This window comes from Frigoribacterium sp. Leaf415, assembly GCF_001424645.1.
Taxonomy (GTDB): Bacteria; Actinomycetota; Actinomycetes; order Actinomycetales; family Microbacteriaceae; genus Frigoribacterium.
Genome location: NZ_LMQR01000002.1, coordinates 130,963 through 154,223, shown reverse-complemented (window position 1 = coordinate 154,223; position 23,261 = coordinate 130,963). Strand labels below are relative to the sequence as shown.

The 23,261-nt window shown below is 73.4% G+C and carries 20 protein-coding genes; 14 read left to right on the top strand and 6 right to left on the bottom strand.

All coding sequences use genetic code 11. The features are described from left to right. Positions 1 to 39 precede the first annotated feature (39 nt). The 3 genes from ASG28_RS15375 (at position 40) to phoA (ending at position 6,425) form a co-directional block, all read left to right on the top strand. Positions 40 to 1,269: a metallophosphoesterase family protein gene (locus tag ASG28_RS15375; protein ID WP_055978064.1), complete on the top strand. Its 1,230-nt coding sequence runs from the start codon at positions 40 to 42 to the stop codon at positions 1,267 to 1,269. After that, positions 1,266 to 4,268, top strand: coding sequence for an AAA family ATPase (locus tag ASG28_RS15370; protein WP_055978062.1), 3,003 nt, complete (start codon positions 1,266 to 1,268; stop codon positions 4,266 to 4,268). The genes ASG28_RS15375 and ASG28_RS15370 overlap by 4 nt, the downstream gene beginning before the upstream one ends. Positions 4,269 to 4,490: 222 nt before the next feature. Then, a complete protein-coding gene (gene phoA, locus ASG28_RS15365) occupies positions 4,491 to 6,425 on the top strand; it encodes an alkaline phosphatase (RefSeq protein ID WP_082454812.1) in 1,935 nt (644 codons plus the stop codon). Between the two features lie 84 nt (positions 6,426 to 6,509). Here phoA and ASG28_RS15360 read toward each other — a convergent pair whose 3' ends face one another. Further along, on the bottom strand, positions 6,510 to 6,764 hold the full coding sequence (locus ASG28_RS15360; protein ID WP_043593189.1) for a DUF6458 family protein: 255 nt from the start codon (positions 6,762 to 6,764) through the stop codon (positions 6,510 to 6,512). Between the two features lie 157 nt (positions 6,765 to 6,921). Between ASG28_RS15360 and ASG28_RS15355 the strand changes: the two genes are divergently transcribed. Then, positions 6,922 to 7,392 (top strand): DUF805 domain-containing protein, encoded by a 471-nt coding sequence (locus ASG28_RS15355; protein WP_055978060.1) that lies wholly within the window; start codon positions 6,922 to 6,924, stop codon positions 7,390 to 7,392. A 21-nt stretch (positions 7,393 to 7,413) separates the two neighbouring features. Here ASG28_RS15355 and ASG28_RS15350 read toward each other — a convergent pair whose 3' ends face one another. The 3 genes from ASG28_RS15350 to ASG28_RS15340 all read right to left on the bottom strand — a co-directional run bounded on the left by ASG28_RS15350 (position 7,414) and on the right by ASG28_RS15340 (position 9,749). Continuing rightward, the gene (locus ASG28_RS15350; RefSeq protein WP_055978058.1) at positions 7,414 to 7,812 is read right to left on the bottom strand and encodes a hypothetical protein; all 399 of its coding nucleotides are present in this window, start codon (positions 7,810 to 7,812) and stop codon (positions 7,414 to 7,416) included. Between the two features lie 219 nt (positions 7,813 to 8,031). Then, positions 8,032 to 8,871, bottom strand: a complete 840-nt coding sequence (aroD, locus tag ASG28_RS15345; RefSeq protein WP_055978056.1) for a type I 3-dehydroquinate dehydratase — start codon at positions 8,869 to 8,871, stop codon at positions 8,032 to 8,034. A gap of 2 nt (positions 8,872 to 8,873) precedes the next feature. Continuing rightward, positions 8,874 to 9,749, bottom strand: a complete 876-nt coding sequence (locus ASG28_RS15340) for a shikimate dehydrogenase (RefSeq protein WP_055978054.1) — start codon at positions 9,747 to 9,749, stop codon at positions 8,874 to 8,876. A gap of 129 nt (positions 9,750 to 9,878) precedes the next feature. Between ASG28_RS15340 and ASG28_RS15335 the strand changes: the two genes are divergently transcribed. The 4 genes from ASG28_RS15335 (at position 9,879) to recQ (ending at position 16,075) form a co-directional block, all read left to right on the top strand. Continuing rightward, the gene (locus tag ASG28_RS15335; RefSeq protein WP_055978052.1) at positions 9,879 to 10,298 is read left to right on the top strand and encodes a GNAT family acetyltransferase; all 420 of its coding nucleotides are present in this window, start codon (positions 9,879 to 9,881) and stop codon (positions 10,296 to 10,298) included. 198 nt (positions 10,299 to 10,496) lie between these two features. Continuing rightward, a complete protein-coding gene (locus ASG28_RS15330) occupies positions 10,497 to 12,785 on the top strand; it encodes a bifunctional metallophosphatase/5'-nucleotidase (protein WP_055978050.1) in 2,289 nt (762 codons plus the stop codon). 175 nt (positions 12,786 to 12,960) lie between these two features. After that, the gene (locus ASG28_RS15325; protein ID WP_055978049.1) at positions 12,961 to 13,923 is read left to right on the top strand and encodes a type II CAAX endopeptidase family protein; all 963 of its coding nucleotides are present in this window, start codon (positions 12,961 to 12,963) and stop codon (positions 13,921 to 13,923) included. A 31-nt stretch (positions 13,924 to 13,954) separates the two neighbouring features. Continuing rightward, complete coding sequence (recQ, locus tag ASG28_RS15320) at positions 13,955 to 16,075, top strand: DNA helicase RecQ (RefSeq protein ID WP_082454809.1); 2,121 nt, start codon at positions 13,955 to 13,957, stop codon at positions 16,073 to 16,075. Here recQ and ASG28_RS15315 read toward each other — a convergent pair. Next, the gene (locus ASG28_RS15315; protein WP_055978047.1) at positions 16,036 to 16,509 is read right to left on the bottom strand and encodes a hypothetical protein; all 474 of its coding nucleotides are present in this window, start codon (positions 16,507 to 16,509) and stop codon (positions 16,036 to 16,038) included. The two genes, recQ and ASG28_RS15315, sit on opposite strands and share 40 nt — an antisense overlap. Before the next feature lie 377 nt (positions 16,510 to 16,886). Between ASG28_RS15315 and ASG28_RS15310 the strand changes: the two genes are divergently transcribed. Beyond that, entirely contained in the window at positions 16,887 to 17,636 is a 750-nt protein-coding gene (locus tag ASG28_RS15310; RefSeq protein ID WP_055978044.1) for a lysophospholipid acyltransferase family protein, read from the top strand. A 39-nt stretch (positions 17,637 to 17,675) separates the two neighbouring features. After that, positions 17,676 to 18,551, top strand: a complete 876-nt coding sequence (locus ASG28_RS15305) for an NAD(P)-dependent oxidoreductase (RefSeq protein ID WP_082454808.1) — start codon at positions 17,676 to 17,678, stop codon at positions 18,549 to 18,551. Positions 18,552 to 18,603: 52 nt separating this feature from the next. Here the strand turns inward: ASG28_RS15305 and ASG28_RS15300 are convergent, their stop codons facing one another. Further along, positions 18,604 to 19,179, bottom strand: coding sequence for a TetR/AcrR family transcriptional regulator (locus ASG28_RS15300; RefSeq protein WP_055978042.1), 576 nt, complete (start codon positions 19,177 to 19,179; stop codon positions 18,604 to 18,606). Positions 19,180 to 19,201: 22 nt separating this feature from the next. Between ASG28_RS15300 and ASG28_RS15295 the strand changes: the two genes are divergently transcribed. The 4 genes from ASG28_RS15295 to ASG28_RS15280 all read left to right on the top strand — a co-directional run bounded on the left by ASG28_RS15295 (position 19,202) and on the right by ASG28_RS15280 (position 23,066). Then, positions 19,202 to 20,464 (top strand): MFS transporter, encoded by a 1,263-nt coding sequence (locus ASG28_RS15295; RefSeq protein ID WP_055978041.1) that lies wholly within the window; start codon positions 19,202 to 19,204, stop codon positions 20,462 to 20,464. Between the two features lie 106 nt (positions 20,465 to 20,570). After that, positions 20,571 to 21,656, top strand: coding sequence for an alkene reductase (locus ASG28_RS15290; protein WP_055978039.1), 1,086 nt, complete (start codon positions 20,571 to 20,573; stop codon positions 21,654 to 21,656). A gap of 198 nt (positions 21,657 to 21,854) precedes the next feature. Next, the gene (locus ASG28_RS15285; protein WP_055978037.1) at positions 21,855 to 22,289 is read left to right on the top strand and encodes a hypothetical protein; all 435 of its coding nucleotides are present in this window, start codon (positions 21,855 to 21,857) and stop codon (positions 22,287 to 22,289) included. Between the two features lie 150 nt (positions 22,290 to 22,439). Beyond that, the gene (locus ASG28_RS15280; protein WP_055978035.1) at positions 22,440 to 23,066 is read left to right on the top strand and encodes a CDP-alcohol phosphatidyltransferase family protein; all 627 of its coding nucleotides are present in this window, start codon (positions 22,440 to 22,442) and stop codon (positions 23,064 to 23,066) included. The last annotated feature ends 195 nt before the right edge of the window (positions 23,067 to 23,261 follow it).

Genomic DNA, 23,261 nt, shown 5'->3' with positions numbered 1-23,261 from the left:
CGTTGCCGCACCGACCGCGACATCCACGAGAGGGGCGCCGTGCGCATCCTGCACACCAGCGACTGGCACCTGGGGCGCACGCTGCACGGGGTCGACCTGCACGATCACCAGCAGGCCTTCGTCGACCACCTGGTGGGGCTCGTGGCCGACCGGTCGATCGACGTCGTCGTGGTCGCGGGCGACGTGTACGACCGGGCCGTCCCCGCGGTGCCCAGCGTGCGCCTCCTCGGCCGGGCCCTCGCGCGGCTGACCGAGCACGCCACCGTGATCGTCACGCCGGGCAACCACGACTCCGCGGTGCGACTGGGGTTCGCGGCCGAGCTGATGCGACCCGGGCTGCACCTTCGGGCGTCGGTCGACCTGCTCGACGAGCCCGTGGTCGTCGACGACCCGGACGGGCCGGTCGCCTTCTACGGACTGCCCTACCTCGACCCCGACAGCGTCCGGCGGTCACTGGCGACGGCGGGCGTCGACGAGCCGCTGGCCCGGTCGCACGCGGCCGTCATGGGCGCGGCGATGCAGCGGGTGCGCGCTGACCTCGCAAGGCGGCCCGGCACCCGGTCGGTCGTGGTGGCGCACGCGTTCGTCGTGGCCGGGCCCGCAGCCGACCGCGAGGCCGAGGCCGCCGTCGGGGGTGGCGGCGTCGACGTCGAGGTCGGGACCGCACCCGAGCGCAGCGAGAGCGAGCGCGACATCCGGGTGGGCGGCGTCGACTCGGTCCCGTCGACCGTGTTCGACGGCGTCGACTACGTCGCCCTCGGTCACCTGCACGGTGCCCAACGCGTCGGCCCGTCCGGTCGCCTGCGCTACTCGGGTTCGCCGCTGGCGTTCTCGTTCGGCGAGCGAAACCAGGTCAAGTCGTCCACGATCGTCGAGCTGGCCGCCGACGGCTCGGTCTCGGTCGACCTCGTCCCGGCCCCCGTGCCGCGTCGACTCGCCGAGGTGACGGACACCCTCGACGCCCTGCTCGACGGGCGGCACGACGACCTGCGCGACGCCTGGCTGCGGGTCTTCGTCACCGATCCCGTGCACCCCGAGCGGCTCTACACGCGCGTGGCCGAGCACTTCCCGCACGCCCTCGCGATCCACCACACGCCCGTCGGAGCGGTCGAGGCCCCGGCGCTCGCCGCCGTGACGTCCGAGTCCGACCCGATCGAGGTCGCGGCCGACTTCGTCGCCTTCGCCTCGGGCGGGGCCGCGAGCGAGACCGAGCTGGCCGTGGTGCGCGGCGCCTACGAGGCCGCGCGGGCGAGCGAGGCGAGCGAATGAACCTCCACCGGCTGACGCTGCGGGCCATCGGGCCCTACGCGGGTGAGCACAGCATCGACTTCGCCGCGCTCGGCGCCTCGGGCACCTTCCTGCTCGAGGGCCCCACGGGGTCGGGCAAGTCGACCATCATCGACGCGATCGTCTTCGCCCTCTACGGCGGGCTCGCCGGGTCGGCCTCGACGCCCGACCGCCTGCGCAGCCACCACGCCGCACCCGACGTCGAACCCTTCGTCGAGCTCGTCTTCGAGAACGGTGCGGGCGTCCACCGCATCCGCCGGACTCCCGCGTACCGCCGTCCGAAGGCGCGGGGCACGGGCACGACGCCGGCGAACGCGACCGCGAAGCTGTGGCGCCTCTCGTCGCCCGACGCCGTCGACGGCGAGATCGTCTCGATCAGCGCCCAAGAGGCCGGCGCCGAGGTCTCGCGCATCCTCGGACTCACGCGCCAGCAGTTCGTGCAGACCGTCGTCCTGCCCCAGGGCGAGTTCGCCGCCTTCCTCCGTTCGACCGGCGAGAAACGCAAAGAGGTCCTGCAGTCCCTCTTCGGCACCGAGATCTACGAGCGGACCACGGCCGAGCTCGTCGAACGGCGCAAGGTCGCCAACGCCGCCGTGGCCGCCGCCGACCGAGACATCGAGCTGGCCCGAGCGAGACTGCTCGAGGCGAGCGGGTTCGACGCCGACGTCCTCGACGAGGCTCTGGCCGCCGACGGTGCGGCTGCCGCGCTCGGGGCCCTCGAGAGCGAGGCCTCCGACACGGCGGCCCGGCGGTCACGAGTGGTCGAGACACGAGACGCGGCGCGACGGTCGCTCGATCGCGTGCGAGCGCTGAAGGCTGCACTCGACCGGCGGGCCGACCTGAGCAACCGGCAGACGCGTCTCGACGAGGGTGCCGCCGAGATCGCCACGGTCCGACTGCGCGTCGCCGCGGCGACCCGAGCCGCGACCGTGACCGACGCCCTCGCCGCGGTCACGCGAGCGGACGAGGCCGAGCGTGACGCGGCGTCCCGTCTGGCCGAGGCCACCCGGGGCGTCACGGACGGCGAGGGCACCGGGTCCGCTGCAGCCGACGGGGCCCCGGTCCGAGCCGACGTCGCCGCGCGTCGCGACGCCCGGCTCTCCGAACTCGCCCTCCTGGCCGAGGCGGCCCGCACCGAGAGAGCCCTGCCCGGGCGGCGTGCAGCCCTCGAGGCAGCCGAGCAGTCCCTCGTCGACGCCGACGAGCGGCGCCGAGAGCTGGACGACCGCCTCGTCGCGGCCCCCGTCGTCCGGTCCTCGCTCGTCGTCGAGCGAGAGGCCCTGGCCGACACGTCGACCGACCTCTCCGCCGCCGAGCAGGCGACGGCCGAGGCGCGGGTCCGCCTGCGCGACCTCGACGACCTCGACGCCCTCGGTCGGGCCGTCGACGCGGCGTCCGGACGACTGGCCGACGACTCGGCGGCGGCCCTGAGGGCCCTCGACGACGAGGCCGGCCTCCGCCGTCGGCAGATCGAGGGCATGGCGGGCCACCTGGCCGCGAGCCTGGTCGTGGGCGACCCGTGCCCCGTGTGCGGCTCGCGAGAGCATCCGGCCCCCGCGTCTCCCGGCGCCGAGCACCCCACCGACGAGCAGGTCGAGGCCGCGTCGCTGACGGCACGCGCGGCCGAGGTGCGTCAGCGCGAGTCCGCCGCCCGGCACGCGACCGCCGAGGGGCGGGTCGCCGAGGCCCGCCGCGCCCTGGGCGACCTGACCCGCGACGACGTCGAGTCCGAGCTGGCCCGGCTGGCCCTGCGCGTGTCCGAGGCCACCCGGGCCCGCACCGCCCTCGCGGCGGCCGACGCGGCCCTCGTGGCCCACGACCGCGAGGTCGACCGGCTGCGGGCCGAGCTCGACGACCTCCGCGAGCGGGCCGCCACCGGCCGGGAGCGCGTCGCCGCCGACCGACGCGCCCTGCTCGACGACGAGGCCGAGATCGCGCGACTGCTCGACGGTCGGGCCCCGACCATCGCCGAGCTCACCGCCTCGGTCGGTGACGGCGTCGAACGCGACACGCGCCTCCTGACCCTCCTCGACGCCGCCGACGTGGCGTCCGCCGCGGCGGCCGTCCGACGTGCCGAGCTCGCCGCCGCCCTCGAGCGCAGCGGGTTCGACGACGTCGACCAGGTCGCCGACGCCGCCCTCGAGGCAGGTGACCTGGCCGCCCTCGAGACGCGGGTGTCGGCCCACGAGCGCGAACGGGCGATCGTCGCGGCCGGGCTGGCCGAGCCCGAGGTCGCCGTGCTGGCCGGCGACGAGACGGCGGACGTCGAGTCGGCCGTCGAGGCCCTCGATCGGGTCGAGTCCGAGCTCGACGAGGTCACCGACCGGGCGACGCGGGCCGGCGACCGGGCCGAGCGGACGAGGCAGGCCCTGGCCGCCCTCGAGGCCGTGACGGCCGCTGCCGACGACGCAGTCGAGCACGCCCGGGCGGTGGTGCGCATGGCCAACCTCGCCAGCGCCTCGACCGGCGAGAACGTGAAGGGCGTGACGCTCGGCACCTACGTGCTGCTGCGCCGGTTCGACGAGGTCGTGGCGGCGGCGAACGTGCGCTTGTCGGTCATGTCGAGCGGGCGGTACGAGCTCGCCTCGTCCGACGAGCGCGAGGTCGGGTCGCGCTCGCGCAAGACCGGGCTCTCGCTCGTCATCCGCGACGCGACCACCGACACCACCCGCGACCCCGGCAGCTTCTCGGGCGGCGAGACCTTCTACGCCTCGCTCAGCCTCGCCCTCGGCCTCGCCGACGTCGTGCAGGCCGAGGCCGGCGGGCTCGAGCTCGGCACCCTGTTCGTCGACGAGGGGTTCGGCTCGCTCGACCCCGACACCCTCGACGCCGTCATGAGCGAGCTCGGTCGCCTGAGTGCCTCGGGGCGGGTGATCGGCATCGTCAGCCACGTCGACGAGCTCAAGCAGCGCATCGCCGACCGGGTCGAGGTGCGACGCCGGCCCGACGGGTCGTCGGTGCTCCGCTCGACGGTCGGCTGAGGTCGGTGGCGGTCCGCGCGGCGCGGGGGTCCGCGCGGCGCAGTTGACCCCGACGGTTCGCCCGATCTCGGCGGCCGGCGGTGGCCCTCATCCGAGGGTGTTCACCTGCGCGCACGGCCTCGTTCACGTGGCGGCCACCCGGCAGGAGTCTGCTGATCCCCGCCCCGTGACGACTCCGTCGCGTGGCGACCGGATCACGATCACGATCACAGGAGCAGAACCGTGTCGAAGAACACCCCGAACCGCCGGCGTGCGGCCCTGACGACGGGGGTCGTCGCGACGGCCGCCGTCGCCGCCCTCGCCCTCAGCCCCGTCGCCGCCTTCGCGGCCACCCCCGCGAACGTCGCCCAGAACGGCGGCGCCGCGCGCAGCATCGACGACAGCACGCAGCTGCTGCTCGACTCGGTGAAGGCCGGGCCCGCCAAGAACGTCATCCTGCTCATCGGCGACGGCATGGGCGACAGCGAGATCACCTCGGCGCGCAACTACGCCTACGGCGCCGGCGGAACGCTGCCCGGCATCGACGCCCTGCCCCTGACCGGCCAGTACACGACGTACTCGGTCTACAAGGACGGCGCGAACAAGGGCAAGCCCGACTACGTGCCCGACTCCGCCGCGACCGGCTCCGCCTGGGCCACCGGCACCAAGACCTACGACAACGCCATCTCGGTCGACGTCGACGGCGTCCCGCAGGACACCCTGCTCGAGATCGCCAAGGCCAACGGCAAGAAGACCGGCAACGTCTCGACCGCCGAGCTGCAGGACGCCACCCCGGCCGTCCAGGCCGCGCACGTCGCCGCGCGCAGCTGCTACGGCCCCGACTCCGTCACCCAGTGCGGTGCCGACGCCCTCGACCAGGGCGGCCTCGGTTCGATCAGCGAGCAGATCATCGGCACCCGCGCCGACGTCACCCTCGGAGGAGGCGCGACCTCGTTCGGTCAGTCGGCCCGCGCCGGTCAGTGGCAGGGCGACACCCTGTTCGCCCAGGCGCAGGACCGCGGCTACCAGGTCGTGCGTGACGCGGCAGGCCTCGACGCGCTGACGACCGCCGACCAGGCGCAGCCCGTGCTCGGCACCTTCACCGACGGCAACTTCCCGACCCGGTACGCCGCCACCACGGCGACCGTCGGCGGAGCCGACCTGGCCCCGCAGACCTGCCAGCCGAACCCGGCCCGCCTGGGCACCGACCTCTCGTTGCAGTCGCTGACCGAGAAGTCGATCGACCTGCTCGACACGGGTGACCAGGGCTTCTTCCTGCAGGTCGAGGGTGCCTCGATCGACAAGCGCGACCACAGCGCCGACGCCTGCGGTCAGATCGGTGAGGTGCTCGACCTCGACGAGGCCGTCCAGTCCGCCCTCGCCTTCGCGAAGGCCGACGGGAACACGATGGTCATCGTCACGGCGGACCACGCCCACACCAGCCAGATCGTCGACTCGACGCCGCCCGCCACGCTCAGCACCGCGCTGACGACCGTCGACGGCACCACGATGAAGATCGCCTACGGCACGGCCGCGGCCGGTGGATCGCAACAGCACACCGGCACGCAGCTGCGCGTCGCGGGCTACGGCCCGGGCGCCGCGAACGTCGTCGGCCTGATCGACCAGACCGACAACTTCTTCACCATCGTGAACGCGTTGCAGCTCGACCGCGACCTCGACGGCCTCAGCGCCGCCGCGACGATCTCGGCTCCGACCGAGGTCGCCCCCCGCGCCGACTTCCCGGTCAGCACCGCCGGCCTCGCGGGTGACCGCCAGGTCACGGGCACGCTCGACGTCGACGGCACGGTGACCGACCTCGGCATCGCCGACGTGATCGACGGCGTCGCGACCTACACGGTCACCGCCCCCACCGATCCCGGCAGCTACACGATCACGCTGACCGGCACGCAGAGCGGCACGACGCTGGCCGCGACGGTCGCGGTCGTCGAAGGGGCCGTCACCCCGGCGCCGACGACCCCGCCCGCGGCGGTACCCGGTGACGGCACGAGCGCAGGAGGCGCGGGTACGGCCGGCAACGGAAGCGGACCCCTGGCGTTCACCGGCTCCGACGCGCTGCCCGCCCTGCTGCTCGCGCTGATGCTCGCCGGCACCGGTGCCGCCCTCGTGCTGCGCCGTCGCCACCGCGCCGCGTCCGTGCAGGACGGCGTGCAGCTCTAGCCACCCCCGGCCCCGACACACGGGAGGCGCGGTGCCAGCCGGCACCGCGCCTCCTGCGTTCTCGGGTCGCGTCGGACCCTCGGGTCAGACCAGCGGGTCGCTGTCCGTCGAGCGACGCTCGACGCGCTCGCCCGTGGCCGGGTCGACCGCGCTGCGGGTCGTGGAGACCGTCGAGCGTCGGCGCGACGCGAAGGCGATGCCGATGATGGTCACGACCACGCCGGCCGCGATGAGGATGTAGCCGATCAGCTTGATGTCGATGCCCGCGACCTGGAAGTCGAGAGCGAACGCGAGGACCGCGCCGATCACGATCAAGGCGATTCCGCCGCCGATGCTCATGGGGTCTCCTTCGTCTGGCGCCGCCCCGGGTGGGCGACGGCGCCGACGCGAGGGTCGGCGGGCCCCACAGTACCGACGGGCCGCGTCGAGCGGCCACGACGCGGCGACGGCGCTGAGAGGATGGGGCAGCCCGTCACCCGACACCGCAGGAGATCCCATGACCGGAGCCGCCGGCCCCGTGCCCCTCGACCAGCCGTACCACCGTGCCTCGCCGAAGGTCGCGGTCGTCCGGTTCTGGCGGAAGTACGCCACCTTCCACGGGCGCGCGAGCCGCAGCGAGTACTGGTGGTGGTTCGTCATCGCGTTCGCGTTCCAGGGAGCGCTGCAGGCGTGGGCGACCGGGACGGGCGGTACGTCGATCTGGGCCGGTGGCGACAGCACGGACCTGGGCTACATCGACCACCAGGGCGTCGTGCTGATCCTCTGGGCCGCCGTGAGCTTCCTGCCGACCGTCGCGCTGCAGTCGCGGCGCCTGCACGACGGGGGCTTCACCGCCTGGTACGTGCTCTTCTACCTGCTGCCCGTGCTCGGCTGGCTGACGCTGCTGGTCATGTCGCTGCTGCCCTCGCGCGCCTCGGGCGAGCGGTTCGACACCGGCGGCGAGCGGCAGTACCCGGGGCCCGCCTGATCGGACGCTCGGGCCTCCGCGTCACTCGTCGAGGGACAGGACGAGTCGCTCGCCCGACTCGGACTCGGCGTAGCCGAGACGGCCGGGCAGGCACGAGATCACGGCGCCGTAGCCCTGCCCGACCACGGCGGCGACCGCGTCGTCGAGGGTGCCCGCCCACTCCTTGCTCTCTTCGAACACGACGCAGCGTTCGCCCGCGCCGAGGTCGCGCAATCGTGTCAGCACGGCGGCCGGTGACGAGTCGGCGTGGCTGAGCCGGGTGGTGCGGTCCGATCGGAACGGCATCAGGCCGAGACCCGCCCGGAACTTCGCCCGCTTCTCGTCGGTCGAGCGCAGGCTGTTCAGGCGTCCGACCTTGCTCGGCAGCGCGAAGGCCGTGACGAATCGGTGGGCGTGGTCGTCGATCTCTGCTTCGTCCATGCCTGAGGGTAGGCCCGCCGGCTGTTCACGAGGGGGTTCCGGCGCCGCGCCGCCGACCGCTAACCTGTTCGCACTCCGGTGGACCCGACCGCCGCGGTGGTCCTGTTGAGCGACGTCCGTCGCTCGTTTCCCGGTGGTGGACGCTGCGAGGGTCGGGTCGCCGGAGCCCTGACGCTCGAGGCCCCGTGCGAGGCCCCGAGCGACGCCCGTCCGGCGCCGTCAGCCCTGTTGTGCCGCGTGCACCAGCTCGAGCGCCGCCCGCAGCCCGACCGCCGGCACCTGGCCCGGTGCGCTCGACGCCCCCGCCGACCCGAACGTGACGCACGAGCCGAACGTCTCGCCCGCGAGTCGGGACACGACGCCGAGCGGCCCCATCGACATGGTGATCGCGGGCACGATGCCGGCCCCCGCCCGGAACTCGGCCGTGGCCCGCATCAGCGTCAGCACGTCGTCCGTGCTGGACGGCATGGCGGCGAACTTCGCCACGTCGGCGCCGTTCTCCTGTTGTTCGAGCAGGCGCGACACGATCTCGCCCTGCGTGGGGGTGCCGCTGAAGTCGTGCGACGACATCACGACGACGAGACCGGCGTCGTGCGCGGCGTCGACGAGTCCGCCGAGGAGGTCGGGGTCGGTGTACATCTCGACGTCGACGGCGTCCAGCAGGCCGGTGGCCATCGCCGAGCGCAGCACGGCGGCGTAGGTCGCCGGGGCGACGTCACGCTCGCCCCCCTCGGGTTCGGTGCGCAGGGTGAAGAGCAGCGGCAGGTCCGCGTCGAGCGCGCCGCGGACCCGTCGGACGACGTCGGCCACCAGGTCGAGGTCGGCCGGGCCCGTCGCCGGGGCACCGGCGCGCACGGGCCCGTCGGGGTCCGGTGCCGCGGCGAAGGCGGCGTCGACGAAGTCGATGCGCAGTTCGACCAGTTCGGCCGTCCGGGTGTCGAGCGCCGAGGCGGCGTCGACCAGTGCGTCGGCGGTGCGGGCCACGAGCGGGACGCAGACTGCGGGCCGCCCGGTGCCGAGCGCGACCCGGCCGATCGAGACCGGCAGAGGAGTCGCCATCGTCAGCCCACCACGCTGTCGGTCGTCGACCGGCCGCGGATCGGTGAACCCACGGAGGCGCGCATCGCCTCGCGCAGGACGCCCTCGTCGGGCACCGGCTCGTCCTGTGCCCGCCCGGAGAAGAGCCGCACCTGACCGAGCGCCTGCTCGACGAGCATGTCGAGACCGTTGAAGACGATGCCGCCGTCAGCGGACCAGCGAGACGCGAGGCGGGTCGGCCAGGGCTCGTACGCGACGTCGAACAGGACCGACGAGCTGCTGGTCGGACGCAGGTGCAGGTCGTCCGCGGCCCCGCCGGGCAGCGTGCTGATGACGAAGTCCAACGGGCCGAGCGAGGGCAGCTCGGTGAGCGGGGCGACCATGACGTCGGCACCCAGCTCGGCGGCCAGCGACGTCAGCTCGCCGGCCCGCATCGGGTTGCGCAGGTGGATCGAGAACGACCGGGCGCCGAGGTCCCAGGCGGCGGCCATGGCGGACAGGGCGGTCGCGCCGCCGCCGAGGATGGTGGCCGCGGCGGGCCGTGCGTCGTGGAACCCCTCGATGCTGCGGACGATGCCGTCGACGTCGGTGTTGTGCCCGTGGCGTCGGCCGTCGTCGTCGAGGACCACGGTGTTCGCGACACCGAGGCGCCGGGCGAGAGGCGAGACCGTGTCGAGCAGGGGCAGCACCTCGCGCTTGAGCGGCATCGTCAGGCTCAGCCCGCGCCAGCTCGCGTCGAGGCCCCCGACGAAGTCGGCGAGACCGCCAGAAGCCACCTCGACCCGGTCGTAGTCGAAGGGCAACCCGAGGTGCTCGTACGCCGTGCGGTGCAGCACCGGTGACAGCGAGTGCTCGATCGGCGACCCCAGGACGGCGAGACGTCGGCGAGCATCGGTCACGGGTGGGCCCCTCCCTGCGCCCGCGGCTCGGACGACGACCCACCCTAACGCGAGGGCCCTGAGGGGGCGCGGGGTCGCGGTGACCGGCACCGCGCCTCCTCGGTTCGTCGGCTCTGGCAGGGTCGGGGCATGCAGATCCGACCCTTCGACGAGGCCGACACCGAGACCGTCGTGGCGCTCTGGGAGCGCTGCGGGCTGACCCGCCCGTGGAACGACCCACGACGCGACATCGAACGCAAGCTGACGGTGCAGCGCGAGCTGTTCCTGGTCGGCGTCGATCACGAGGAGGCGCTGGTTGCGACGGCCATGGCCGGTTACGACGGCCATCGCGGCTGGGTCTACTACGTCGCGGTCGAGCCCGATCGCCAGGGGGAGGGATTCGGTCGACAGCTCATGGCCGAGGTGGAGCGGTCGCTCGAGGCGATGGGGTGCCCGAAGGCGAACTTCCAGGTGCGCACCGGCAACGAGCGGGTTCGGGCGTTCTACGAGCACCTCGGGTACTCGGTCGACGACGCCTTCAGCATGGGGAAGCGGCTGATCGCCGACTGAGGCGGAGCGGGCGGTCTCTCTGGGCGGGCGCCCACCGGCCGGCTCGTCGGTCGACCGCCACGCGCCGGATGAACAACATGTGACGATCTTCGGCCGACTCTTGTCGGTCACCCAGCGAGAACTTATGGTCGTGTGCTGTGCCCCCTGTCGGGGGGTGCCGTCCCACCCGAACCGTCTTCTCCAGGAGCACCGACGCCCATGCGCATCAGCCCCCCGTCATCCGAGTCCACCCCGACGGGAGGCCGGCGGCGCGTCCGCGGTGCCGCCCTCGCGTCCGTCGCCGCCGGAACCCTGCTGCTCGGCCTCGTCGCCGCCGCACCCGCCCAGGCCGTGCCGGTCACGATCGACCTCGTCGGCATCAACGACTTCCACGGCCGGCTCGAGGCCGACGCCCCGGGTGCTCGCGCGTCCATCGCCGGTGCGGCCGTCCTCGCCGGTGCCGTCAAGTCGGTCGAGAACGAGAACCCGAACACGCTCTTCGTCTCGGCGGGTGACAACATCGGCGCCTCGACGTTCACGTCGTTCATCCAGGACGACGAGCCGACCCTCGACGCCCTGAACGCCATGGGCCTCGACGTCAGCACGCCGGGCAACCACGAGTTCGACAAGGGCCAGGACGACTTCAACGGTCGCGTCCAGACGAACAGCGACTTCCCCTACGTCAACGCGAACATCCTGAAGAGCGACGGGACCCCCGCGTACCGTCCGTACGTCGTCGAGGAGATCGGGGGCGTCCGCGTCGCCTTCATCGGCGCCCTGACCGAGACCATGCCGACGCTCGTCAGCCCGGCCGGCATCGAGGGGCTCACCTTCGCGCCCGTCGTCGACTCGGTCAACGCGGTCGCGGACGACATCGTCGAGACCGACGCCGCCGACGCCATCGTCCTGCTGCTGCACGAAGGCGCCGAGACCGGCAGCCTGGACTCCGTCACGGGCGACAACGCGTTCGGCGAGATCGCCCGGGGCGTCTCGGGCGACGTCTCCGCGATCTTCTCCGGACACACGCATCAGGGGTACGACTACCTCGTGACGCCCTCCGACGGCGGCCCGCAGCGCGCCGTCGTGCAGACGGGCAGCTACGGGACGAACCTGGCCCGGGTGACCATGACGGTCGACCCCGCTGCCACCGCCTTCCGCGACCGGGTGACGATCGCCTCGCACCGCCTGGTGCCGCTCTACGGCGCCTTCACGCCCGACCCCACCGTCGAGGCCATCGTCACCGCGGCCGTCGGCGTCGCCGCCGAGCGGGGGGCCGAGGTGATCGGCTCGATCAGCGACTCCTTCAACCGGGCCTACAACGCCAACCCCGACGCCAACGGGTTGCCCGTGTCGAACCGTGCGGGTGAGTCGACCCTGGGCAACTTCGTCGCCGACATCCAGCTGTCGTCGACCACCGCGAGCGGTGCCCAGCTCGCCTTCATGAACCCCGGCGGCCTGCGGGACGACCTGCCCTTCGTGGCGCCGAACGGTGACGTGACCTACAAGGCCGCCGCGGCCGTGCAGCCCTTCGCCAACACGCTGGTCGTCGTCGACATGACCGGCGCCGAGATCCGCCAGGTGCTCGAGCAGCAGTGGCCGACCGCCGCACGCACCAGCACCCTGAAGCTCGGCACGTCCGAGGGCCTGACCTACACCTACGACCCCGCTGCGGCAGCGGGTTCGCGCATCGCCGCCGTCTCGCTCGACGGTGCGGCGATGGACGACGCGACCATCTACAAGGTGACCGTCAACTCGTTCCTCGCCTCGGGTGGCGACGGCTTCACCGCCTTCGCGAACGGTCGCGCCCACGCCGACAGCGGCAAGGTCGACCTGCAGAGCCAGCTCGAGTACTTCGACGCCCAGGCCGGTGACCCCTCCGACCCCGACTTCGCGTCGCGTTCGGTCGGTGTCTCAGGGCTGACCGCCGCACCCGTCGGCGGGTTCGTCGCCGGTGACACGGTGTCGATGACCCTGTCGTCGCTCGTCCTGCAGCAGGCCGCCGCGGACGCGTCGGGCACCGTGACCGCGACCCTCGACGGTGTCGAGCTCGCCTCGGCGCCGATCGACGAGACGATCCTCGACAACTCGGATGAACAGGGTCGCGCCACCCTCCGCTTCGTCGTCCCCGAGGGCATCACCGCTCCCGCGGCCGGGCCCGTCACCCGATCGCTCGTGCTCACGGTCGACGGGACCGGCACGACGGCGTCCGTCCCGCTCGTCTTCGCCGCAGCGGCCGCTCCCGTGGTCGTCCCGCCGACCGACCCGGGCACCACGCCCCCGGTCACGACCCCCGGTGGCACGGTTCCCGGCGCGGGCACGGGCACGGGCTCGAGCACCACGCCCGCCGGCACGGTCCGCAACGCCGACGGCTCGCTGGCCTTCACCGGCCAGGACGGCCTGGGGCTCGCGGCCCTCGCCGCGCTCTCCCTGATGCTGGCCGGCGGCTCGGCGCTGGTCGTCGCCCGCCGACGCCGCCTCCGCACGGCGGTGACGCCCACCGAGGGCTGACGCCACCCGGCATCGCACCACCGACCGAACGTCGCACCGCTGAAACCGGCGGTGCGACGTTCAGTTCGTGGTGCGAGCCTCGCGCGGTGGTGACGGCGGCGGCGCGACCGACCGGCACCGCGCCTCCTCGTGGTGTTCCCGGGGGCCGGCACCGCGCCTCCCGTACGCTCGTCGCGTGACGACGTTCGCCTACCACCGCCTGTTCCGGTCGCTGCCCTCGTACCGGTGGTGGCGACCGCTGCTCGCGGCCGTCGTGGCGGTCGTCACCTACCTGCTCGCCTCGGTCGTGGTCTACGTGGGCGTCCTCGGGGTGACCACGGCCGTCGGCGGGACGGCGGCCGGCGAACGACTGCAGGCCGGCATCGAGGGCGACGCCCTGGCCGCGGCCGACCCGCTCGTGCTCTTCACGACGCTCGCCTCGATCGCGGTCATGCTGCCGGCGATCATGCTGGGCGCCCTGATCGTCGGGCCGGGGGCGGTCGGCGGGCTCTGGAGCGTCGCCGGGCGGCTGCGGTGGCGGTGGCTCGCGCGGTGCGTCGTGCCCGGGCTCGCCTTCATGGCGGTCACCGTCGGGCTGAGCTACGTCGTGGCGCCGCTCGTCGCCGGCGAGCCGCTCGGGACGGGGCCGGTCACGACGCCGGGCGAGACGCTCGCCTGGGCCGTCGTGGTGATCCTCGTCGTGACGCCGTTCCAGGCGACCGCCGAGGAGTACGCCTTCCGCGGCCTGGCCATGCAGACCCTGGGGTCGTGGGGCGCGTTCCCGGTCGTGGCCGTCGTGCTGCCGACGGTCGCCTTCGCGTTCGCGCACGACTACAACGCCTGGGGCATGCTCGACGTCGCCGTGTTCGGGGTGGCCGCGGCCTACCTGACCTGGCGCACCGGCGGACTCGAGGCGGCGATCGTCGCGCACGTGCTCAACAACACCGTGCTGTTCCTGCTGTCGGCACCGTTCGCGGGCGTCGAGTCGAGCGACGGCAGCCCCCTCGCCCTCGCCGTGACGGTGGTCTCGACGCCGCTCTACGTGTGGCTCGTGCTCAGGGCGGCTCGACGCACCGGTCTCGTGACGGTCCGCAGCGCTCCTCTCGTCCCCAGCGCGCCTCCCGCCGACGACCGTCCCCAGGAGGCGCGGGTCGGCTGACCGCGTCGGTGGCCGCTCGTAGACTCGTCGCGTGACCACCACCGCCTCGCCCGCCCTGGCCCCCGACGCCCCCACCGCAGCCCTCGACGTGCTGCACCGGGTGTTCGGCTACGACGCGTTCCGTGGCCAGCAGGCGCAGATCATCGACCAGGTGGTCCAGGGCGGCGACGCCCTCGTGCTCATGCCCACGGGTGGCGGCAAGTCGCTCTGCTACCAGGTGCCCGCCCTCGTCCGCGAGGGCACGGGCATCGTCGTCTCGCCGCTCATCGCCCTGATGCAAGACCAGGTCGACGCCCTCGAGGCCGTCGGCGTCCGCGCGGCGTTCCTCAACTCGACGCAAGACCCCGACCGTCGTCGGGCGGTCGAGCAGGCGTTCGTCGAGGGCGAGCTCGACATGCTCTACCTCGCGCCCGAGCGGCTGAAGCTCGAGTCCACCAAGTCGTTGCTCGACCGGGGTCACGTCTCGCTCTTCGCCATCGACGAGGCGCACTGCGTGGCGCAGTGGGGGCACGACTTCCGCCCCGACTACCTCGAACTGTCCGTGTTGCACGAGCGCTGGCCCGACGTGCCGCGCATCGCGCTGACGGCGACGGCCACCGAGACCACCCACCGCGAGATCTCGCGGCGCCTCGAGCTCGACGACGCCAAGCACTTCGTCGCCGACTTCGACCGGCCCAACATCCAGTACCGCATCGAGGCGAAAGACGGCCCGCAGCAGCAGCTGCTGCGGTTCATCCGCACCGAGCACGACGGTGACGCCGGCATCGTGTACTGCCTGTCCCGCAAGTCGGTCGAGAGCACGGCCGAGTTCCTGGTCAAGCAGGGCATCCCGGCGCTGCCGTACCACGCGGGCCTCGAGGCGCAGACCCGGGCGCGCAACCAGGCGCGGTTCCTGCGCGACGAGGGCATCGTCATGGTCGCCACCATCGCCTTCGGCATGGGCATCGACAAGCCCGACGTGCGCTTCGTCGCGCACCTCGACCTGCCCAAGTCGGTCGAGGGCTATTACCAAGAGACCGGCCGTGCCGGCCGCGACGGCCTGCCCTCGACGGCGTGGCTGGCCTACGGCCTGCAAGACGTCGTGCAGCAGCGACGCATGATCGACCAGTCCGAGGGCGACGCCGAGCACCGCCGCAAGCTCGGCGCCCACCTCGACGCCATGCTCGCCCTGTGCGAGACGGTCGAGTGTCGACGCGTGCAGCTGCTCGGCTACTTCGGCCAGGCGAGCACCGCCTGCGGCAACTGCGACACCTGCCTCTCGCCGCCCGAGTCGCTCGACGGCACGGTGCCCGCCCAGAAGCTGCTCTCGACGGTCGTCCGGCTGAAGCGAGAGCGCAACCAACAGTTCGGCGCGGGCCAGATCGTCGACATCCTCGTCGGCAAGTCGACCCCCAAGGTCCTCCAGAACCGCCACGAGCAGTTGTCCACCTTCGGCATCGGCACCGAGCTGAGCGACGTCGAGTGGCGGGGTGTCGTCCGACAGCTGCTCGCCCAGGGGCTGTTGGCGGTCTCACCCGACGGGTACGGCACGCTGCTGCTCACCGAGGCCGCGGGCGAGGTGCTCTCGGGCAGCCGCACCGTCCGGCTGCGACGCGAGCCCGAGCGCCCGGTGCGCTCGGCCCGCGCGCGGGGTGGCTCGGGTTCGTCGAGCCGCGGCTCGTCGCGGGGTGCCGCCGAGCTGACCGGCGACGACGCCGCCCTGTTCGAGACCCTGCGCGAGTGGCGCGCCGGGGTCGCCCGGGCGCAGGGCGTCCCGGCCTACGTCGTGTTCGGCGACGTCACCCTGCGGGGCATCGCGTCCGAACGGCCCACCTCGCTCGATCAGCTCGCGGGCATCAGCGGTGTCGGTCAGAAGAAGCTCGACACCTACGGTCAGCAGGTCCTCGCCGTCGTGGGCGGCACCGCCCCGGCCGAGGCGGCGGCCGTCGGGTCCGTCGCGACGGCGTCCGTGTCCGCGGCGGGCAGCGTCACGGCCCGTTCGCCCCGCACGACGTCGACGGCCCCGGCCGCCGGTCGGGCTGCCCGCCGTGCGGCACCGCCCGCGGTCGACGAGGTGCCCGAGGTGCCGGCCGACGATCTCTACGACCTGCCGTCCGACGCTCCGTTCGACCCTTACGACGACGCGCCGCCGCCGCCCGACGACTGGCGTTGACCCGGGGCCGACGGGCCGAAGCCGAGCAGCGGGAACGCCTGCGACAGGACGACCAGTGCGACCGTCGTGATCACCATGGCCTCGAACCCGCCGAGGAAGGGCTGTCCGTTCATGCGGGCGACGTAGGCCGCGGCGAGCAGCAGGGCGCCGCCCGCCGGGGGTGCCAGTCCGATGAAGCGCATGCTCGTCTGGTCGAGGTCAGCGCTTCGTCGCGTCCGCCGGACCGACGAGACCGCCACGACGACGAGCGCGAGCCAGACGATCGCCGACAGCACGTACAGGCCGGTCGCCACGACCGTCGCGGTGAGACCGACGCCGACCGAGGTGGCCGCACCGACGATGCTGGTGACGGCGAAGTAGGTGTAGATCAGCGCGGTGGCACCGAAGACGAACGGCAGGCGCGAGGGGCGGGTGGTCACGGTCTCGTCGTCCATGGCGGTCCTCTCGGGTCGTCGGGGCTGTCGTCGGGAGATGGTGTCGGGCGCCCCGGGCCGTCCTGGGGCGTCCACGACCGTCGGAGTCTGCGATGCGCAGGACCGTCCGCTCGCACGGCGGGGCCACCGCCCACGGGGTTCGGCGGTGAGTCGCGGCGCCCGTTCCGGGTCTCGGGTCGATCCCCCGACGAGGACTCGCTCGAGGTGTCGTGAACCGGACGAGTGTCCTGTTTCGATCGACCTCCGACGATAGGGCGCGGGTCCGTCGGCGGCAATCCTCCCTGAGGGGGACACCCGTTGTTCCCCGAATCGGGTGGTGCGGGTGGGTGTCGACGGGCCCCGGGTGAGGCGCAGGGGCGAGCCATGCCCCTCGGGGAATGTGGTGTCCGGCACAGTGGAGCGTGCTCACAACCCTCAGCCGTTCGGTCCTGTCACCCCTCGTGCGCGTGGTCTGGCGTCCCCGGGTGATCGGGCGCCGCAACGTCCCGCGGCGCGGTGCCGTCATCCTCGCCAGCAACCATCTCTCGTTCATGGACAGCGTCGTGATCACCCTCATGGCACCCCGTCAGGTCTCGTTCCTCGCGAAGAACGCCTACTTCACCGGCACGGGTCTCAGGGGTCGTGCGTCGCGCGCGTTCTTCACGGGCATCGGCGCCATCGGTGTCGAGCGAGGGGCCGGGTCCGCCGCCCAGCACGCCCTCGACCTGGGTCTCGGCAAGCTGACGGACGGCGACGCGTTCGCGATCTACCCCGAGGGGACGCGCTCCCTCGACGGGCGGCTGTACCGCGGCCGGACGGGCGTCGCCTGGCTCGCGCTGACGAGCGGGGCGCCGGTCGTGCCGGTCGCCCTGACGGGGACCCAGGAACTGCAACCGGCGGGCGCGCGCCTCCCGCGCCTCCGGAAGGTCACCGTCGAGTTCGGCGAGCCCCTCGACCTCTCGCGCCACGGTGAGGCGAAGTCGGGTCGGGCTCGTCGGCACGCGACCGACGAGGTGATGGCGGCGATTCAGCGGCTCAGCGGGCAGGTCGAGGCGGGTTCGTACAACGATCCGCCCGCCCCGTCGGTCGTCGCGCGGGTGCGCCGCGCGATGCGGCCCGACCCCGTGGGTCCCGATCCGCTCGACTGAGCCGCGCTGCTCGCCCGCGCCGGGCGTAGCGTCGGAGCCATGAAGGTCGCAGTGCTCGGGACGGGCATCATGGGTCAGGGCGTGGCGGGGACACTGCTGCGCGAGGGGTTCGACGTCACGGTCTGGAACCGCACGAGGTCGAAGGCCGAGCCGCTGGCCGCCGACGGCGCCGTGGTCGCCGACACGGCGCGTCAGGCGGTCGAGGGCGTCGACGTGATCGTCACCGTGCTGTTCGACGGCGACGCCGTGCTCGAGGTCCTCGACGAGGCGGCCGACGCGAGCCGTCCCGACGCCGTCTGGGTGCAGGCCAGCACCATCGGCGAGGCCGACACGGCCCGCGTCGTCCGGACGGCCGACGGGCACGGGCTCCGGCTGGTCGAGGCCATGATGCTCGGCACGAAGAAGCCGGCCGCGACGGGAAAGCTCGTCATGCTGGCCGCCGGCGACGGCGCCCTGCTCGAGGCCGTGCGTCCAGTGCTCGACGCCATGGGCTCGAAGACGATCGTCGCGGGCGACACGGTCGGGCAGGGGACGGCGTTGAAGCTCGCCGCCAACGCCTGGATCGCCACCATCACCGCCGCCACGGCCCAGTCGCTCGCGCTGACGGAGGCTCTCGGCCTCGATCCGCAGCTCTTCCTCGACGCGATCGACGGCGGCCAGTCCGACACCCCGTACGCGCACCTCAAGGGCGCGACGATGATCGCCGGCGAGTACCCGGCCCAGTTCGCGCTCGACGGCATCCGCAAGGACCTCGGCTTGATGCGCGAGGCCGCCCAGGGCACGCGCTTCGACACCGGCCTGCTCGAGGCGCTGTCCGGCGTCTACGCCTCGGCCGCCGAGCAGGGCCACGGCGACGACGACATCGCCGCGGTCCGCACCGGCTTCGACCGGAACGGTTCCGCCGAGACCCCGTGAAGCCGCCGAGACCCTCGCGCGCGCGGAAGGGTCTCGGCGCGTTCCTGGGGTGTCAGCGTCCCTGACCGCTCGCTGCGGCCACGAGCGCGGTTGCGACGGCGCGGGCGGTCGTGGTGTCACGGTCGGGTTCGCGCAGATGCATGGCGAGGTCGCCCGTGACGACCAGCAACAGGTGTTCGGCCAGCGCCTCGGCCTGCCCGCCGACGAGCGGGCGGGCGAGGTCGGTGAGTCGCGTGCGCAGCGTCTCGGTGTCGAGCCGCACGGCCTCGGCGACGTCGGCGGGCGGCTCGACGTACTCGGCCGCCGAGGCGAGGAACGCGCACCAGCGTGCCCCCGTCGGGCGGGACCGGAAGTCGTCCAACGCATCGAAGACCGCGAGGAGGCGCGGGCCGGCCTCGTCGTACCGGGCGACGGCGGTGTCCCAGGTGGCGAGCCAGTCGTGGTGGCGACGGGTCAGCGCTGCGGCGACCAGCGCCTCCTTGCTGCGGTAGCCGCGGTACATCGTCGCCGCCGAGACGCCCGCGCGGGCGAGGACGGCGTCGACGGGCGTCGCCGCGATGCCGTTCGTGAAGAACAGCTCGTCGGCGGCGTCGAGGATCTTCTTCTCGCTGGCCGGGCGCAGGGGCATGCGGACAGCTTAGGCTGTGAAAATGAAACGTACGTTTTCGAATGGCGTCGGGCTCGTCGCCGCCGGCACGGCCCTGATCGCCGTGACCTACGGCCTGGTCCGCCTCGCCTTCGGGCTGTACCTGCCCGAGATGCAGGCCGACCTCGGGTTCGACGCGGGTGTCGCGGGAACGGTCTCGTCCGGAGGCTCGCTGGCCTACGTGGCCGGTGCGGTGGCGGGGTTCGCCGCGGCCGGTCGCCACTCCCGGGCCCTCGTCGTCGCGGCCGGCGCCACGGCCGGGGTCGGGGCCGCGGGCCTGGCCCTCGCCCCCGACGTGGTCCCGTTCGCTTTCGCGGCCGTGCTGGGCTCGGCCGGTGCCGGGCTCGCCTCGCCCGCGCTCGTGCGCGTGCTGCAGCGCGGTCTCGACGACGGGCGGCAGGCGGGCGCCCAGACGGTCGTCAACGCGGGCACCGGGCCGGGGCTGGTGGCGGCGGGCCTCCTGGCGTTCGCGTTGCTGCCCGACTGGCGGCTCGCCTGGCTGGTGGCCGCCGGGGGAGCCGTCGCGGCGGCGGGGGCCGTCCTCGTGCTCGACCGCCGCGCCTCCTCCGCTCGATCCCTCGTCGCGGATGGCACCACCGGTGTCGCACGCGCCGACACCGCCCGCCCGAGCGGCGCCACGGGCCTCGGCCCGACCGGTCCCCGCGGCCTCCTGCCGCCGCGGTCGTGGTTCGTCGCCCACCGGTGGGTGCTGCTCGCGGCCCTGCTCGCCGGTGCCGCCTCGGCCGCGGTCTGGAACTACGGACGCACCCTGCTGGTGGACGCCGGGGTGGCGGCCGAGCTGTCGGTCGGGGCCTGGGTCTGCCTCGGTGCCGGAGGCACGGCCGTCATCGTCACCGCCCGACCGCTGGCGCGCCTGGCCCCCGGGACGGTCTGGACGCTCACGCTGGCCGTGATGGCGGCGGGCACGGCCGGGGCGGCGGCCCTGCCCGGAGTCGTGCCCGTGTCGTTCGCGGCCTGCGCGGCGTTCGGCTGGGCCTACACGGCGGCGACGGGTGCGCTGATCGCCTGGACCGCCGAGATCGACGCCGAGCGGGCTGCGAGCGGGACGGCGCTGCTCTTCGTGCTGCTCGTTCTGGGCCAGGCCGTGGGGGCCGTCGTCCTGGGCGCGCTCGTCGGAACCGCCGGCTACGGCACGGCGTTCGTCCTGGCCGCGCTCGCCGCCCTCCTCGCCGCCCTCCCGGGCCTCGGCCGCCTGAGACCCCGGGAAGTCGCCGACACCCCAGCCCGCGCGCAGGGGTCTCGATGACTTCCCGGGGTGTCGGCGCACCCGGCGGGGAATGCAGCGTGCAACCGCCGGGTTGCCTCACGAGCGCCCCCGCCCGAGGGCGCGTCACCGTTCGGAAGGACCACCCTTGGACCTCTTCTCTCCCGCCACCTTCGGCCAGCTCGAGCTGCGCAACCGCGTCGTCATGGCGCCCCTCACCCGTCTGCGCTCCGGCGACGACGGCGTTCCCGGCGACGTCGTGGTGGAGCACTACCGGCAGCGCGCCTCCTTCGGTCTGATCACGACGGAGGGCACCTACCCCTCGCAGGAGTCCAAGGCCTACGACGGCCAGCCCGGCATCGTCACCGACGAGCAGGTCGCCGGCTGGAAGCGCGTCGCCGACGCCGTCCACGCCGAGGGCGGCCAGATCGTCATGCAGGTCATGCACGGCGGCCGCGTCTCGCACACCGACATCACCCGCACCGACCGCATCGTCGGCCCCAGCGCGATCGCCATCGACGGTCAGGTGCACACCTCGGCCGGCAAGGTCGACTTCCCCGTGCCGCACGCCCTCACCACCGATGAGGTGCACCAGGTCACGGCCGACATCGTCGCCGCGTCGAAGCGCGCCGTGCTCGAGGCCGGACTCGACGGCGTCGAGATCCACAGCGCCAACGGCTACCTGCTGCACGAGTTCCTCTCGCCCGTCTCGAACGTCCGCACCGACGAGTACGGCGGAACCCCTGAGAACCGTGCCCGCCTCGCGATCGAGACCGCGACCGCCGTGGCCGACGCGATCGGCGCCGGCCGCGTCGGCATCCGCCTGTCTCCCATGCACAACATCCAGGACGTCGTCGAGACCGACGTCGCCGACGTGACCGCCGTCTACCGCGCGGTCGTCGAGGGCCTCGCCCCGCTCGGCCTCGCCTACCTCAGCGTGCTGCAGGCCGACCTGCGCGGCGAGCTCGTGCAGGACCTGCGGACCCGCTTCGGCGGCGCCTTCATCGCCAACAGCGGCTTCGGCCAGATCACCACGCGCGACGAGGCCATCGCCGAGGTAGCGGACGGCCAGGCCGACGCCGTCGCCGTGGGCCGCTTCGCCATCGCCAATCCCGACCTGGTCGAGCGTTGGCAGGGCGACCACGAGGTCAACGAGCCGAACCCCGCGACGTTCTACGCGGACGGCGCCGAGGGCTACACCGACTACCCGACGCTGCAGCACGCCGACCGCTAGTCGATCGCCTGCACCGCGAACCCCGTTCCGTGCGACGAACCACGTTCCTTCGTGGTTCATCGCACGGAACGGGGTTCGTCGTCGTGAGGCCCGTCCGCGCGGTCCGCGCGCCGTCCGCGCGGCATCCGCCGCCCGGGGCGGGCCGAGGAGGCGCGGGTCGCGTCACCCGCGCCGCGCACCGGGCGTAGACAGGACGGCATGAGCGACGTGAAGCACCCGTCCGACCTCGGGATCGACGTGAGCGAGGGCTCGCCGCAGCAGCTGTACCGCTGGCTGCTCGCGAGCGTTCTGTTCGGCCGACCCGTGCAGCAGAGCGTCGCCGCCGACACGTACCAGGTGCTGATCGACCACGGGCTGACCAGCCCGGCCCGGTTCGCCGAGCACGACCACGAGGGGTTGCGCCGCCTGCTCGACGAGGCCGGCTACGCCCGCATCGACCACGTGATGAGCGACGAGCTGCATGAGGTGATGGGCCGTGTCGACTCCGACTGGGGGTCGGTGAACCACCTCGTGCGGTCGTCGGCGGACAGGGCCGAGCTGACCCGCCGCCTCACCGACCTCAAGGGCGTCGGCCCGAAGACCGCCGAGATCTTCACACGCGAGTTGCCCGACGCGCTCTACGGCACAGCCTGACCGCGTCGTCGACCGGGTCGTGCCCCGGGCCGGTGCCGGGGGCGGGGCACCCGTAGACTCGGAGCGATCTCGGGGGCGCGACCCGCGCCTCCTCGGGTGTGACCGGTGCGACCGCACCGACAGTCCGCGCGATCGCGCAGAGGGGGCCTCGTGACGCTCGTCGACAAGCTGTTCCGTCAGGACGAGTGGCGCACCGTGCCCAACGCGATCTCGGCGGCGAGGCTGCTGCTGCTGCCGGTGTTCCTCGTGTTGATCGTGGGGCAGCACTACTGGTCGGCCATGGTCGTCATCGCGGTCGTCTTCGTGACGGACTTCCTCGACGGGTTCATCGCCCGCCGCACGAACACGACGTCCGAGCTCGGCAAATGGCTCGATCCGGTCGCCGACCGCATCACGGTGATCGTCGTCGTCATCGCGTTCGTCGCCGGAGGGCTCGTGCCCTGGCCCGTGCTGCCGCTGCTGCTGGTGCCCGACCTGCTGCTGAGCGCCTACGCGTTGTTCGTGCTGGCCGGGGCGTCGTTCCCGGTGACGTGGGTCGGCAAGATCCGCACGGCGCTGATCTTCGTCGGGCTGCTGCTCGTGCTGGTCGCGGCGGCGGTCGTGGACCAGTTCGGCGGGTCCGGAGGCACGGCATCGGCCCCGCTCGCCGACGCCGGTGCCGTCGCTCGTACGATCGGCCTCGTGGTGCTCTGGGTCGGCCTCGCCGGCCACTGGGTCGCGGCCGCCCTCTACGCCGCGGCGCTCGTCCGCACGCGCCGCGCCCGCCGCCCCGCCTGACCCGCGCCCCCGCCCGCCCTCGCCCTGCCCTGGTGTGCAATTCGCGACAACCGAGGTCGGGGAGAACGATTTCCCCCTGAACTGAGCGGCGTGTCGACCGGCGGTTGTCGGGTTAGGTACGCGGGGAGGTGCGGTGCCGGTCGGGTTGGGTACGCGGGGAGGTGCGGTGCCGGTCGGGTTAGGTACGCGGGGAGG